Annotated in this window: 13 protein-coding genes; 5 read left to right on the forward strand and 8 right to left on the reverse strand. The window is 59.6% G+C overall.

All coding sequences use genetic code 11. The annotated features are described in order from the left end of the window. Positions 1-46: 46 nt before the first annotated feature. Entirely contained in the window at positions 47-2,881 is a 2,835-nt protein-coding gene (gene uvrA, locus ACW9IR_RS14080; protein ID WP_457463719.1) for an excinuclease ABC subunit UvrA, read from the reverse strand. A gap of 191 nt (positions 2,882-3,072) precedes the next feature. Here uvrA and ACW9IR_RS14085 point away from each other — a divergent pair, with 191 nt between their 5' ends. Continuing rightward, the gene (locus ACW9IR_RS14085; RefSeq protein WP_102901732.1) at positions 3,073-4,470 is read left to right on the forward strand and encodes an MFS transporter; all 1,398 of its coding nucleotides are present in this window, start codon (positions 3,073-3,075) and stop codon (positions 4,468-4,470) included. Between the two features lie 9 nt (positions 4,471-4,479). Further along, positions 4,480-5,004, forward strand: a complete 525-nt coding sequence (locus ACW9IR_RS14090; protein WP_008081898.1) for a single-stranded DNA-binding protein — start codon at positions 4,480-4,482, stop codon at positions 5,002-5,004. Between the two features lie 192 nt (positions 5,005-5,196). Here ACW9IR_RS14090 and ACW9IR_RS14095 read toward each other — a convergent pair whose 3' ends face one another. From ACW9IR_RS14095 to ACW9IR_RS14125, 7 genes are all read right to left on the reverse strand, one after another. Then, a complete protein-coding gene (locus ACW9IR_RS14095) occupies positions 5,197-6,354 on the reverse strand; it encodes a glutathionylspermidine synthase family protein (protein ID WP_457463721.1) in 1,158 nt (385 codons plus the stop codon). A 2-nt stretch (positions 6,355-6,356) separates the two neighbouring features. Beyond that, positions 6,357-7,058: a DUF1190 domain-containing protein gene (locus ACW9IR_RS14100; protein ID WP_186614156.1), complete on the reverse strand. Its 702-nt coding sequence runs from the start codon at positions 7,056-7,058 to the stop codon at positions 6,357-6,359. Between the two features lie 17 nt (positions 7,059-7,075). After that, positions 7,076-7,501 (reverse strand): DUF350 domain-containing protein, encoded by a 426-nt coding sequence (locus tag ACW9IR_RS14105; protein ID WP_095122202.1) that lies wholly within the window; start codon positions 7,499-7,501, stop codon positions 7,076-7,078. 15 nt (positions 7,502-7,516) lie between these two features. Next, entirely contained in the window at positions 7,517-8,167 is a 651-nt protein-coding gene (locus tag ACW9IR_RS14110) for a DUF2491 family protein (RefSeq protein WP_102901729.1), read from the reverse strand. A 200-nt stretch (positions 8,168-8,367) separates the two neighbouring features. Beyond that, entirely contained in the window at positions 8,368-9,066 is a 699-nt protein-coding gene (locus tag ACW9IR_RS14115) for a PspA/IM30 family protein (protein ID WP_038362095.1), read from the reverse strand. A gap of 17 nt (positions 9,067-9,083) precedes the next feature. After that, the gene (locus ACW9IR_RS14120; RefSeq protein WP_095122196.1) at positions 9,084-9,752 is read right to left on the reverse strand and encodes a YjfI family protein; all 669 of its coding nucleotides are present in this window, start codon (positions 9,750-9,752) and stop codon (positions 9,084-9,086) included. 145 nt (positions 9,753-9,897) lie between these two features. Continuing rightward, positions 9,898-10,452: a cysteine hydrolase family protein gene (locus tag ACW9IR_RS14125; RefSeq protein ID WP_102901727.1), complete on the reverse strand. Its 555-nt coding sequence runs from the start codon at positions 10,450-10,452 to the stop codon at positions 9,898-9,900. 101 nt (positions 10,453-10,553) lie between these two features. Between ACW9IR_RS14125 and ACW9IR_RS14130 the strand changes: the two genes are divergently transcribed. The 3 genes from ACW9IR_RS14130 to ACW9IR_RS14140 all read left to right on the forward strand — a co-directional run bounded on the left by ACW9IR_RS14130 (position 10,554) and on the right by ACW9IR_RS14140 (position 13,690). Further along, complete coding sequence (locus tag ACW9IR_RS14130) at positions 10,554-11,555, forward strand: GlxA family transcriptional regulator (RefSeq protein WP_457463725.1); 1,002 nt, start codon at positions 10,554-10,556, stop codon at positions 11,553-11,555. Positions 11,556-11,835: 280 nt separating this feature from the next. Next, complete coding sequence (locus ACW9IR_RS14135; protein WP_457463727.1) at positions 11,836-12,945, forward strand: DUF3182 family protein; 1,110 nt, start codon at positions 11,836-11,838, stop codon at positions 12,943-12,945. Then, entirely contained in the window at positions 12,935-13,690 is a 756-nt protein-coding gene (locus ACW9IR_RS14140) for an alpha/beta hydrolase family protein (RefSeq protein WP_102901724.1), read from the forward strand. The genes ACW9IR_RS14135 and ACW9IR_RS14140 overlap by 11 nt, the downstream gene beginning before the upstream one ends. Positions 13,691-13,747: the final 57 nt, after the last annotated feature.

Consider the following 13,747-nt stretch of genomic DNA (forward strand, 5'->3'; position numbering starts at 1 on the left):
GCCCCTGTCACTGATGAAGTAACAGGGGCTTTTTCGTGTCTGGCGTTTAAGCCCGATCGCGAATCAGCAATGGCTTGAGGTAATGGCCAGTGTGAGATTGCTTCATCTCGGCCACCTGCTCCGGCGTGCCGGTGGCAATGATCTGCCCACCTTTGGAGCCACCCTCCGGTCCGAGATCTACCAGCCAGTCGGCAGTTTTGATCACATCGAGGTTGTGCTCGATCACCACCACGGTGTTGCCGTGGTCGCGCAGGCGATGCAGCACGTCGAGCAATTGCTGGATATCCGCGAAGTGCAAACCGGTGGTCGGCTCATCGAGGATGTACAGCGTCTTGCCGGTATCGCGCTTGGATAGCTCGCGAGACAACTTGACCCGCTGCGCCTCACCACCAGAAAGCGTCGTTGCCGACTGCCCGAGCTTGATGTACGACAGACCGACATCCATCAGTGTTTGCAGCTTGCGCGCAAGTGCTGGCACCGCGTCGAAGAACACCCGGGCTTCCTCGATGGTCATCTCGAGGGTTTCGTGGATGCTCTTGCCCTTGTATTTGATTTCAAGGGTTTCGCGGTTGTAGCGCTTGCTCTTGCACACATCGCACGGCACGTAGATGTCCGGCAGGAAATGCATCTCAACCTTGATCAGGCCATCGCCCTGACAAGCTTCGCAGCGACCGCCCTTGACGTTGAACGAGAAACGTCCCGGACCGTAACCACGGGAACGTGACTCAGGTACGCCGGCGAACAACTCGCGGATAGGCGTGAAAAGCCCGGTATACGTCGCTGGGTTGGAGCGCGGCGTACGACCGATCGGGCTCTGGTCGATGTCGACGACTTTGTCGAGATGTTCCAGGCCTTTGATGCTGTCGTGTGCAGCGGCCTCCAGCGTGGTCGCGCCATTGAGTGCCGTGGCGCTCAGCGGGAACAGTGTGTTGTTGATCAGCGTCGATTTGCCAGACCCGGATACACCGGTGACGCACGTCAGCAAGCCAATCGGGATTTCCAGGTCGACGTTGCGCAAGTTGTTGCCGCGCGCACCCTTGAGCGACAGGGTCAGCTTTTTATTGCGCGGTGTGCGCTTGGCCGGCACTTCGATCTTCACTCGGCCTGACAGGTATTTACCGGTCAGGGAATCCGGATGCGCCATGACTTCAGCCGGCGTACCTTCGGCAACGATCTGCCCGCCGTGTACGCCAGCGCCCGGGCCGATATCGACGACATAGTCAGCCAAGCGAATCGCATCTTCGTCGTGCTCGACCACGATTACCGTGTTACCGATGTCGCGCAGGTGCTTGAGCGTGCCGAGCAGTCGATCATTGTCACGCTGGTGCAAGCCAATGGACGGTTCGTCGAGGATGTACAAAACACCCACCAGGCCAGCGCCGATCTGGCTGGCCAGACGAATGCGTTGTGCTTCACCACCGGAAAGGGTGTCAGCGCTGCGATCCAGCGACAGATAATCCAGACCGACGTTAACGAGAAACTGCAGACGCTCACGGATTTCCTTGAGAATCTTGTCCGCGATCTCGCCACGGCGGCCGGTCATCTTCAGTTGGCCGAAGTATTCGCAAGCATCGCCGATCGGCAGATTGGTCACTGCCGGCAATGTCTTCTCGCCAACCCACACGTGGCGCGCTTCGCGACGCAGGCGCGTGCCACGGCAGTCCGGGCAGGACTGAGTGCTGAGGAACTTCGCCAACTCTTCGCGCACGCTCGCCGACTCGGTCTCGCGGTAGCGACGCTCCAGGTTGGGCACGATGCCTTCGAACGGGTGCGAGCGTTTGACGATATCGCCACGGTCGTTGAGGTATTTGAAGTCGACGTTCTGCGAGCCGCTGCCGTGCAGGATGGATTTCTGCTGATCGGCCGGCAATTCGTTGAATGGCACTTCCAGGCTGAAACCGTAATGCGAGGCCAATGAGCCGAGCATCTGGAAGTAATAGACGTTGCGCCGGTCCCAGCCACGTATTGCGCCCTCGGCCAAGGTCAGCTCACCGTTGACCAGTCGCTTGATGTCGAAGAACTGCTTGACCCCCAGGCCATCGCAAGTCGGGCAGGCGCCGGCCGGGTTGTTGAAGGAAAACAGCTTGGGCTCCAGCTCGCTGATCGCATGGCCACAGATCGGGCAGGCAAAGCGCGCGGAGAAGATCATCTCTTCGCCCGGCTCATCGTCCATCGGCGCGACCAGTGCAATGCCGTCCGCCAGTTTCAGCGCAGTCTCGAAAGACTCGGCCAGACGTTGCTGCAGATCGGCGCGTACCTTGAAACGGTCGACGATTACATCGATCGAGTGCTTCTTCTGTTTATCCAGTTTCGGCAGTTCGTCGAGCTCACAGATCCGGCCGTTGACCCGGGCGCGAACGAAACCTTGTGCGCGCAGCTCTTCGAAGACCGAAAGGTGTTCACCTTTACGCTCGCGGATCACCGGCGCCAACAGCATCAGTTTGCTGCCTTCCGGCTGCGCCAGCACCAGGTCGACCATCTGGCTGACGGTCTGCGCTTCCAGCGGAATATCGTGATCCGGGCAGCGCGGCGTACCGACGCGTGCATAGAGCAGGCGCAGGTAATCGTAGATTTCGGTAATTGTGCCGACCGTGGAGCGCGGGTTGTGCGAAGTCGACTTCTGTTCGATGGAGATCGCTGGCGACAGGCCTTCGATGGTGTCGACGTCGGGTTTTTCCATCATCGACAGGAACTGGCGGGCGTAAGCCGACAGCGATTCGACATAGCGGCGCTGGCCTTCGGCGTACAACGTATCGAAGGCCAGGGACGACTTGCCGGATCCGGACAGGCCGGTGATGACGATCAGCTTGTCCCGTGGCAGGGTCAGGTCGATGTTCTTCAGGTTGTGGGTACGGGCCCCACGTATCAGGATCTTGTCCAAAGTGGCCTCGCTCGGCGGGCGTCGAAAACGTAGGAGTATACGGGCAAATACTGGATGGATGCACACTATCAAACGAAGGGTTTTTTGCCCTGGATGAAGAGAGTTTCATCTATACGCGTCAAAGCGTCGCGATCTACCCCGTCTTCCGATGGGACTGGTAGAATCGCCGCCGGTTCACACGAGGTTTTTCCATGCACGATCCCCACAGCGAACGCATGAGTGGCAGCGAGACCCGCGCGGCGAGCGGTCTGGCCCTGGTGTTCGCCTTCCGTATGCTTGGCATGTTCATGGTGTTGCCGGTACTGGCGACCTACGGCATGGATCTGGCAGGCGCGACCCCGGCCCTGATCGGGTTGGCTATCGGCGCGTACGGCCTGACCCAGGCAATTTTTCAGATTCCGTTCGGCGTCATTTCGGACCGCATTGGCCGCCGTCCGGTGATTTACCTCGGGCTGATCGTCTTTGCTCTCGGCAGTGTGTTGGCGTCTCAGGCCGATTCGATCTGGGGCGTGATTGCCGGCCGGATCCTGCAAGGCGCCGGGGCGATCTCCGCAGCAGTCATGGCGCTGCTTTCCGACCTGACCCGCGAACAACATCGCACCAAAGCGATGGCCATGATCGGTATGACCATCGGTCTGTCGTTCGCCGTGGCCATGGTGGTCGGGCCGCTGTTGACCCGTGCTTTCGGGCTCTCTGGATTGTTTCTCGCCACCGGCGGCATGGCGCTGGTGGGCATCGTCATCGTGATGTTCATGGTGCCGAAATCCACCGGGCCGTTGACTCACCGCGAGTCCGGCGTGGCGCGTCAGGCCTTGATGCCGACGCTCAAGCATCCTGACCTGTTGCGCCTTGATCTGGGCATCTTTGTGTTACATGCCATGTTGATGTCCAGCTTCGTTGCGTTACCCCTGGCGCTGGTGGAAAAAGCCGGTTTGCCCAAGGAACAGCACTGGTGGGTCTATCTCACCGCACTGCTGATTTCGTTCTTCGCCATGATCCCCTTCATCATCTACGGCGAGAAGAAACGCAAAATGAAACGAGTTTTGCTCGGCGCCGTCATGACGCTGATGCTGACTGAGCTATTCTTCTGGCAGTTCGGCGACAGCCTGCGGGCTCTGGTGATCGGTACGGTGGTGTTCTTCACCGCGTTCAATCTGCTGGAGGCTTCATTGCCGTCGCTGATCAGCAAGGTTTCACCGGCGGGCGGGAAGGGCACGGCGATGGGCGTGTATTCCACCAGCCAGTTCCTCGGTTCGGCACTCGGCGGGATACTCGGCGGCTGGCTGTTTCAGCATGGCGGTCTGTCGGTTGTGTTCCTTGGATGTGCCGGGCTGGCTGCACTTTGGTTGGCCTTTGCTGTTACCATGCGTGAACCTCCCTACGTGACGAGCCTGCGCTTGCCGTTGTCGCCCGAGGCGATCCGCGAAGCGGGTCTGGTCGAGCGCCTCAAGGCCCTCGTAGGGGTAACCGATGCAGTGATAGTTGCTGACGAAGCGGCTGTTTACATCAAACTGGACAAAGAATTAGTGGATCGCGACACCCTCGAACGCCTGGTGAACAACCCGGCCGGGGCTGCTTGCGAAGCCTAGGAGAACGTTATGGCCCGTGGGGTTAACAAAGTCATATTGGTCGGCACTTGCGGCCAGGATCCCGAAGTTCGCTACCTGCCTAACGGTAACGCCGTGACCAACCTGAGTCTGGCCACCAGCGAACAGTGGACCGACAAGCAAACCGGTCAGAAGGTCGAGAAGACCGAGTGGCACCGTGTTTCGATGTTCGGCAAAGTTGCCGAAATCGCCGGCGAATACCTGCGCAAGGGTTCGCAGGTGTACATCGAAGGCAAGCTGCAGACCCGTGAGTGGGAAAAAGACGGTATCAAGCGTTACACCACCGAAATCGTGGTCGACATGCAAGGCACCATGCAACTGCTCGGCGGCCGTCCACAACAGGGCGACCAACAAGGCGGTGGCAACAACTACCAGCAGTCCGCTCCGGCCCCACGCCAGCAGGCGCCGCGTCCGCAGCAGTCGGCTCCACAGCAGCGTTCGGCCCCGGCTCCACAACAGGCCGCACCGCAACCGGCTCCGGATTTCGACAGCTTTGATGACGATATTCCGTTCTGATTTGTTGCTGTAACCGCTGCAAATAAAAAGGCCCGTCGCTTAAACGACGGGCCTTTTTTGTGCGAAAAAATCAGCGCTAACCCCGATCAACTGTAGGAGCTGTCGAGTGAAACGAGGCTGCGATCTTTTGATCTTGAAATCAAAGTCAAAAGATCGCAGCGTGCCGCAGCTCCTACAGGAAGGATCCGTGGTTCAGTCGAGGATCAGATGCGGCAGAAACCGGCTCGAATCTTTAGTGATCAGGCTGTTGTCTTCCCTTACACCAATCCCCGCTGCCTGATCGCCAATCACCCACGAACCGATCAACGTGTAGCTGTCACCAAATTTCGGCAATGGCGCAAATTCCTGCAAGATAAACGGCGCATCCGTGTAGGGCCCATCCTCTTTGACGATCAGACCGTCAGCCGTTTGCAACTCAATGTTCGCGCCTTCGCGGGAAAAGTACGGCTTGCGTACCCAACCCTTGGGCACCGCGCTGGCCGGATTTGGGTCGAGATGCGCCGCCAGCAGATTCGGATGCCCTTTGTGCATCTCCCACAGCAACGGCAGTGCACCCTTGTTCGACAGGATCGCCTTCCACGGCGGTTCGAAAAACTGCGTATCGCTCTCGGCAATTGCCGCCCCGAACGGCTCGTGGAAGATGAATTCCCAAGCATGCAGCTTGAACAGGTGCGGAATCCAGCGATCCTCCAGGTCGACGAACCGCCCTTCAGCCGTCAAACCGATGTCTTCGATATCGATGTGCCGAGACTCGATGCCGACCTTCTCGGCGATCAGTCGCAGGTAATCCGTGGTGCCCTTGTCCTCGACCGAGTCTTTCATCGAGGCAAAGTAGAACGGTCGCTTCAGCTGTAATTCGGCGAAGGCTCGATGCAACTGGGTGTCGATGCTGTTGAACTGGTCGGCATGGCGCGGCAGCGTGCCGCGCTCGATGCATTGTTCCAGCCAGCCCCACTGGAACGCCGCCGCTTCGTAAAGACTGGTCGGGGTGTCGTAGTTGAGCTCCAGCAGCTTTGCCGGGCCGTTGCCGCTGTAGGAAAAGTCCATGCGGCCGTACAGATGCGGATGACCTTCCAGCCAGGACGTGCGGATCATGTCGTAGTACGCCGGCGGGATGCTCAGGCGATCCAGCAGTTCTTCGCTGTGCACCACGCGGTCGACCAGGTCCATGCACATCTCGTGCAGTTCAGTGGTCGGGTCCTCGAGATCGTTTTCGATCTGCGCGAGCGTGAACTGGTAGTACGCGCTTTCGTCCCAGTACGGCTCGTCGTCGATGGTGTGGAACATGAAGCCGAGGCTTTCGGCAGTCTGCTTCCAGTCGGGGCGCTCGGCGCAGAGGATCTTCTTCATCGTCAGCTGCTCGAACGACCGGAACTGCTGCCCCAGCCACCCCAACCGCTGCGCGCGCTGGACTGGCTGCCGAAGCCGCCGCGTGAGGTCGAAGACGCCACGTTGACCGGTTTGCTTTTGCTGCTCTCGTAATCAGGTTGGCTGCGAGTCGTGGTTTCGGCTCTGCGGTACTGCGTCGAGGTGTTGTACGGCTGGCGGGTTTCGCGATCGCGGTAAACCGTGCGTTCGGCGTTGTTGCTCATCGCGTTGCCGATCAGCCAGCCGGTCAGCCAGCCATTTCCGCCACCGCCGCCGCCACCACCGCTGGAGACGTGCGAAGTGCTTTGCACATTCTGCGCCGTTGCATTACCGGCGGGCATCTGCGCATCAGCGATGGCGTCGAGGTTCTGCGCCGGCTCACCTTCCTGCGGCACTTTGAAGCCGCCGAGTTTCGGCACAAAGCGGCCGTCGGAATTTTTCTGGCACCAGTCAGCGGCAAAGTCCGCATCGCATTTGGCCTTGTTGTCGTACGCCGGGGCGATGCGCCGGTGTTCGGTCAGGGCGGCGACGTAGGCGTTGGAGCAGACATCGGCGGCCACTTCGGCGTCGACGCACTGTTCCACATTCTGGAAACTGCGTGGTTGATCTGCGGCTGTCGCCTGGCCGGAAATGGCCATGGCCACCGAAGCGGCAAGGGACAACTGAACGTATTTGCTGCGTTTCATCTAAGGCTTCCTGCCGATCAGTTGGACGGTGTCATGCACGCGGCGTTGAGCATGCCGACGCTGATCGCGACCGCCGCGACATAGATGCCGGAAGCGATTTCACCGTTGGCGATGCGCTGGGACGTGCCTTTGAGCACCAGGCCCGTGGCGAGGAACGCGAATAGTTGCACGACGGCGGCAATCACTGCCCACAGTACAAAGTCGAGGACGTTGACCGAAAACGCGATCACGTTACTGGCCGGAATCGCGAAGCCGATGATCGCGCCGGACAGGGCGATGGCGGCGGCGATGTTGCCGGAGCGGATCAGCTCGAATTCCTTGTGCGGCGTGATGCGCGTGTAGACGAATTGAAACAGCATGAACAGCAGTACGGCGCCGATGAGGTAGACGACGAAACCGACCAGCGCGGTTTTGTTCAGCGAAACGGCCAGCATTTCCAGCATGAAAAACTTCCTTTTTTAAATGGTGCTCAGATCTGTCGTGTACAGCGAAATGCCCAGCGAGGTGCTCAGGCTGACGGTGCCTTCTTCGTCCTGTTCGACGGAGAACAGCAGCAATTCGCGGCGATCGGTCAGGCCGGTCTCGCGCGCATAAAGCATTGAGTGATGTTCGATGGTGTAGCTCTCGTCCGGATTGACCACTTGCTCGGTCATCGGCACGAGTTCGGTCTGGCCTCGTTCGGTGCCCCACTCGCGGGTGTATTCGACACCGTCGTGGCTGTAGGCGGGCAGGCCGATCTGGCTGTCGGGGCCGGCGAGGCGCTGCAGTTCGGCGTCACTGTTGACGGTCACGTAACTGAGGTAATTGAACAGGGTGACCGATTCGATCTGATCTTCACCGGTAACGTGAATCTGTAGCCAAAAATCCTCGTCGTTCATGTAATAGCGGTGCAGTTTGTTGGACTGGCCGAGGTCGACCCAGCCGTGGCTCCAGATCGCCTGATCGAAGGGCACGCGCACCGTGGTCGAGCCATCGAGCAGCAGCGCCAGGGTTGTATCGAACCTGACGGCCTTGCCCTGAGCCATGCCAAGTGGGCCACTGGCAACGGTCGGTGTTGGCGCAGCGGTCTGCCAGTTGCTGGTGCCCAGCAAGTCTTTAAACCATCCCATGGGTACGTTCCTTGAAGCGGGTGGAGGTGTTCGTCGGCGAAAAAGCGTGGCTAGTGTACCGGGCTGCGCGATCAACAACACGCCACAAACCATGTAGGAGTGAGCCTGCTCGCGATGGCGGCGGTTCAGACAACACTGAGGTTGAATGTTCCGGCCTCATCGCGAGCAGGCTCACTCCTACAAGGGTTTTGTGCAAATGCTTACTGAGCAGACTTTTGCTTCAGGCGCTCAAGAATCGCATTGGCGCTGCCTTCGTTCGGCGTGATGCCGGCGTCGCGCAGTTTGCGTTCCAGATCGTTGCCGGTCGACGCGTCAGCCAGCTCGTCCGCAGCGCTGAGTTCAGCCGCGCGTTGCTGCTGCTTGGCTTGCAAGCGGTTCAACGTGCCGACGGCGGTTTCCAGTTTGCCATTGGCGCCACCACTGGCGATGGAGGCGCTGACCTGGGCTTTCTGCACGCTTTCGCGGGCCTTGGCCATGTCTACTTGCTGGCGCAGGCTCTTGATACGCGACTCGGCCTTGCTGATGTCTTTGCGCATGTTTTCGGCGTAGGTGCCAAATTCGTCGCTCTGCTTTTTCTCAACATCCAGCTCGTTGGTCAGGGTCGAAATCGCTTCGGCCACTTCCAGCGCCAGGTCTTCACGGCCGGCGTTCAGCGCCGAGACCGCTTTGGCTTCCAGATCCTTGATCTTGGCGTCGTACTCGCTCACGCGGTCGGCGGCCAGTTTGTGTTTGGCCATGATGGTGACCAGTTCGCGGCGTGCGTTCGACAGTGCGCTGTCGGCGTCGCGGATTTCCTGATCGAGGATACGCAGGGCCTGTTGGTCAGCGATCGCTTCGCCAACTTCATTGGCGCCGCCGCGCAGTGCGGTGAACAACTTGCTCCAGATGGACTGAGTCATTGGATATTCCCTGTTGATTACTTGAAGAAGTGTTCGAAGGCTTCGCTCGCGCGCTGCACGTTGTCGACCAGGGTTTTCACCTCGGTGACGACGTTGGTCAGGCTCGAGTCGGCGCTGAGGGCGCCAAACATGTTGTAAACGGTCTGCCCGTTCGGCATCGACTCGATACCGATCGACGACAGCGGGAACATTTCCCGGCTGCGCAACACGGCGTCGTTGAAGGCCGCTACGTCCGAGATCGAATCGATGTCCACCAGCACGGTGTCGACGATGATCTGCTGGCCGGCCAGGGCGATGTGAATCGGCAGACCGCCGAATTCGTTCATTTCCAGCTTGATGCTGGGTTCGGAGCTCTGGATCAGCGACAGCGTGATCTCTTGCGAAGCCACCTCGTCCAGGGCCTTGAGGGCGTTGAAGAGGCTATCGATGGTCCAGTTGTTGCCTGCGCTCATGTAATTCTCCGACATGAAAGAGCCAGCCAGAATCGGTTGGCGTAGCTGTTGCTCCATTTGCTTGAGCAAGCTTCGGTTTTCGGGAAGCACCCAAGTTTCGTGTTTCACATAACCGGCAGCGGCCAGGCCCGCGCGCATCTGCTTCATATAGAAGCTCGACGGTTTTTTCGCCGACGGTTTCGCGCGCTCCCCCTTGGGGCTCTCTGATTTCGCGGTGGGGGAACGGCTTTTCATGGCAGTGGCTCGGTTATGGACATCTCACGCGTGAGCCACACTACAACCAATTCAAAATGCCATCAATGGCTCACGCGTGAGATTTTTATGACAGGCGAAAAAAGACCCGCGGCAAGGCGGGCCTGGTGTTTTTGCAGAATATTGCTTAGTGCTGGGCGGTGAGGAATTGATCAGTGGATACCACGCTGGCGTAGGCGAAACCGAGCGCCGACATGAAAGCAGCGTGGACGTGGGCCGCTGGCACCGTAAGCCCATTGAATTCCAGGTCACGGCTGGCGCAAGCGTCGTGAATCACCGTGACGGCGTAACCCAGATCCGCCGCCGCCCGGGTAATGCCGTCAACGCACATGTGGCTCATGCTGCCGACCACCACCAGTTCCTTGACGCCTTGTGCGTCGAGGATCGCTTGCAGTTCGGTTTCGCGGAACGAGTTGACGAAGTGCTTGAGCACCACCGGTTCATCGGCGCGATTGAGCACTTTCGGGTGCAACTTGGCGCCGTCCGAACCCGGGGTGAAAAACGGCGCGTCCGCTGAGGTGAATTCGTGGCGAATGTGTATTACCGAATCGCCGGCCTCGCGGAACGCGGCGATCAGCCGGGCGGCGTTGTCGGCAGCGGCATCGGCACCGGCCAGCGGCCACTTGCCTTGGGGGAAGTAGTCGTTCTGGATATCGACTACGATGAGCGCTTGCTTGGCCATGGGTGTGTCCTCGATGTGTTGGCTGGAAGTGGCTTCAGTATTGGCTTTGTTCAGCGCTTCGAGGATTGGCCGCACCGACAATAGACAGGGGAAAACTGACAATGGGCGCAGAAAGGGCTGCCATCGCTGAACTGGGCGTGCTGATCTATCCCGGCGCGCAGATGGCAGCGGTACATGGCCTGACCGATCTGTTTGCGGTGGCCAACCGGATTGCCGCCGAGCATCAGGCTGCGCAACTGCCTTTGTTGCGGGTGAGTCATTGGCAGGTCGAAGGCGAGCATCCGCCAACGCGCACTTACGCCAGTCATGCGGGTGACGACAGCGCTTTGCTGGCGGTGCTGATTCCGCCATCGATCGGCGGGTTCTCGTTGGCGCAAGCACCGGGCAGCCTGATGCAATGGTTACGCGCTCAGCATGCCAACGGCGCGACGCTGGGCGGGGTTTGCGTAGGCTCGCTGCTGTTGGCTGAAAGCGGTCTGCTCGACGGCCGCAGCGCCACCACCCACTGGACCTCGGCCAAGGCCTTCGCCGAGCGTTACCCGAAGATCAAGCTCAAGGCTGATACGCCGATTGTCGACGACGGCGACCTGATCACCACGGCCGGATTGATGGCGTGGTCGGAACTGGGATTACGTCTGGTCGACAGGTTGCTCGGGCCAAGCATTGCCACCGGCACCGCGCGATTTCTGGTGATAGAGCACAGTGACAGCGCCAGTGAGTGCGGCAGTAATTTCGCGCCGATTCTCGGGCATGGCGATGCGGCGATTCTCAAGGTGCAGCACTGGCTGCAAAGCACCGGTGCGACGGATGTTTCCTTGACTGCGATGGCGGAGCGGGCGGGGCTGGAGGAACGCACATTTCTGCGCCGGTTTCGTGCGGCAACCGGGTTGAAACCGACCGAGTACTGCCAGCATCTGCGGGTGGGCAAGGCGCGGGAGATGCTCGAGTTCAGCAATGGCACGATTGATCATATTGCCTGGACGGTGGGCTATCAGGATCCGGGGGCGTTTCGTGCGATATTCAAGAAGATCACCGGGCTGGTGCCGAGTGATTATCGGGCGCGGTTTGGTGTGACCCCGATCCCGAAAGCAACGAACATCTAATGTAGGAGTGAGCCTGCTCGCGATAGCAATCTGTCAGAAAACCGTGAGGTGACTGACCCACCGCTATCGCGAGCAGGCTCACTCCTACAAGAGACCGCACAAGGTTCGGGATCGTGCAATTTGCCGGGGTTTTGCACGCGTTCGTGCAGATTGAAACAGGCGTGATGCCAGTACGTTTTCGGCAAGTTTCTGATTGCTCTAGGATTTTCGTAGAGCGGCCGTTGGCCTGATCTCTGCACCTCTCATCGCTACAGTCATCGAACCGATGGAAGGGGAACGCATGACCCCGACACCCCGCAGGAAAATCGTCGTCGCCCACTCGGTGCGCGCCGGCGCGCCGCAACATGAAGTACAGACCAACAAGGCGCTGGCACGATGGCTGACGCAGATTCTCGGATGCAAGTTCGGCGGCAGCTACGACCCGGACAAACACCGCGGCCGCGACCTGTATCTGCTACCGACGCAAACCATCGTCGGCACGGCCAGCGCTCATCAACTCGGCATCAAAGGCCCTGATGATCTGTGGGGCGGCTTTGTCGAACATGACTTCATCTGCACCAAAGCCATCAGTCACGGTTTGCGCAGTCATCTGGCTCATGCGCCGCAAGGCTGGTCGCCGTTATTTTCCGAGCGCGTGCGTAACGTGGTCCTCGATGGCCTAAGCGTTTTTGCGCTGGAAGACGCGCGGCCCGCTGCCGAGCACTTGCTGTACAGCGGCCCGATCCGCTTGAAGCCGGTTCACGCCTGCGCCGGTCGCGGGCAGGAAGTGATCAAAAGCCTCGATGCTTTCGACGAAATCCTTACCCGCCCCGGCATTGAAAAACAATTCAGCGAAGGCATGGTGCTGGAACAGGACTTGAGCGATGTCGTCACCCACAGCGTCGGCCAGTCATTCATCGGCGACAAGGTGCTGAGCTACTGCGGTGATCAATACTTGACCAAGGATGCCCACGGCGAAGACGTGTACGGCGGCTCGAACCTGTTGGTGGTGCAGGGCGGCTATGACGATCTGCTGGCGCTGGATCTGGCGGATGATGTGCGCCTGGCCATCGAACAGGCGCAGATTTTTGACAGCGCCGCCAATGAAGCCTATCCGCGCTTCTATGCCTCGCGGCGCAATTACGACATTGCCCAGGGCCTGGACAGCAACGGCAAATCCCGTAGCGGCGTGCTCGAACAATCCTGGCGCATGGGCGGCGCCAGCAGTGCCGAAGTGGCGGCGCTGCAAAGCTTCGTCAACGATCCGGGAATGCGCGCGATCCGCGTGTCTTCGGTAGAAACCTACATCGATCAGCCGTTGCCAGCGGACGCCATCGAGGTGTATCGCGGCCCGGCCGAAAACAGTGATTTTCTCCTTAAATACGTAACGGTCAAATCCTATGACGGCTAGAAGCGAAAGCATTCAAATCGACATTGATGATGAACAGATGAGCGGGACATTTCTCAGTCCCAAATCGAAAGTGCCGGGGGTATTGTTTGTGCACGGTTGGGGCGGTAGTCAGGAGCGCGACCTTGAGCGCGCCAAAGGCATCGCCGGTCTCGGTTGCGTGTGCCTGACCTTCGATTTGCGCGGGCACACCGGCGGTACCGGGATCCCGCTGACCCGTGTAACGCGCGAAGACAATCTGCGTGATTTGCTCGCGGCGTATGACCGCTTGCTCGCGCATCCGGCGCTCGACACCTCGGCGATCGCCGTGGTCGGCACCAGTTATGGCGGTTACCTGGCGGCGATCCTGACTTCGCTGCGTCCGGTACGCTGGCTGGCGTTGCGCGTGCCGGCACTGTATCGCGACGAGCAATGGCACACACCCAAGCGTGAGCTGGACAAGGCCGATTTGCGTGATTACCGCAGCACGCTGGTGCGCGCGGACACTAATCGGGCATTGCATGCCTGCTCGCAATTCACCGGGGATGTGTTGCTGGTGGAGTCGGAAACCGACGATTACGTCCCGCATGCAGCGATCATGAGTTACCGCGCGGCGTGTCAGCAGACCCATTCATTGACGCACCGGATTATCGACGGCGCCGACCATGCGTTGAGCGAACCGGTGTCGCAGCAGGCGTACACCTCGATTCTGGTGGACTGGATTACCGAGATGGTCGTCGGTGAACGGTTGAGCATTATCCAATCCTGAAGATCAAAAGATCGCAGCCTTCGGCAGCTCCTACATTTGAAATGTATTCTCCCTGTA

The organism is Pseudomonas sp. SDT291_1_S447, assembly GCF_054070155.1.

Bases quoted from the DNA above. Each gene is read 5' to 3' on its own strand.
- ACW9IR_RS14140 (WP_102901724.1), top strand. From the start codon at position 12,935: ATGACGGCTAGAAGCGAAAGCATTCAAATCGACATTGATGATGAACAG.
- ACW9IR_RS14120 (WP_095122196.1), bottom strand. From the start codon at position 9,752: ATGAAAAGCCGTTCCCCCACCGCGAAATCAGAGAGCCCCAAGGGGGAG.
- ACW9IR_RS14130 (WP_457463725.1), top strand. From the start codon at position 10,554: ATGGGCGCAGAAAGGGCTGCCATCGCTGAACTGGGCGTGCTGATCTAT.
- ACW9IR_RS14100 (WP_186614156.1), bottom strand. From the start codon at position 7,058: ATGAAACGCAGCAAATACGTTCAGTTGTCCCTTGCCGCTTCGGTGGCC.
- ACW9IR_RS14110 (WP_102901729.1), bottom strand. From the start codon at position 8,167: ATGGGATGGTTTAAAGACTTGCTGGGCACCAGCAACTGGCAGACCGCT.
- ACW9IR_RS14125 (WP_102901727.1), bottom strand. From the start codon at position 10,452: ATGGCCAAGCAAGCGCTCATCGTAGTCGATATCCAGAACGACTACTTC.
- ACW9IR_RS14135 (WP_457463727.1), top strand. From the start codon at position 11,836: ATGACCCCGACACCCCGCAGGAAAATCGTCGTCGCCCACTCGGTGCGC.
- ACW9IR_RS14115 (WP_038362095.1), bottom strand. From the start codon at position 9,066: ATGACTCAGTCCATCTGGAGCAAGTTGTTCACCGCACTGCGCGGCGGC.
- ACW9IR_RS14090 (WP_008081898.1), top strand. From the start codon at position 4,480: ATGGCCCGTGGGGTTAACAAAGTCATATTGGTCGGCACTTGCGGCCAG.
- ACW9IR_RS14095 (WP_457463721.1), bottom strand. From the start codon at position 6,354: ATGAAGAAGATCCTCTGCGCCGAGCGCCCCGACTGGAAGCAGACTGCC.
- ACW9IR_RS14085 (WP_102901732.1), top strand. From the start codon at position 3,073: ATGCACGATCCCCACAGCGAACGCATGAGTGGCAGCGAGACCCGCGCG.
- ACW9IR_RS14105 (WP_095122202.1), bottom strand. From the start codon at position 7,501: ATGCTGGAAATGCTGGCCGTTTCGCTGAACAAAACCGCGCTGGTCGGT.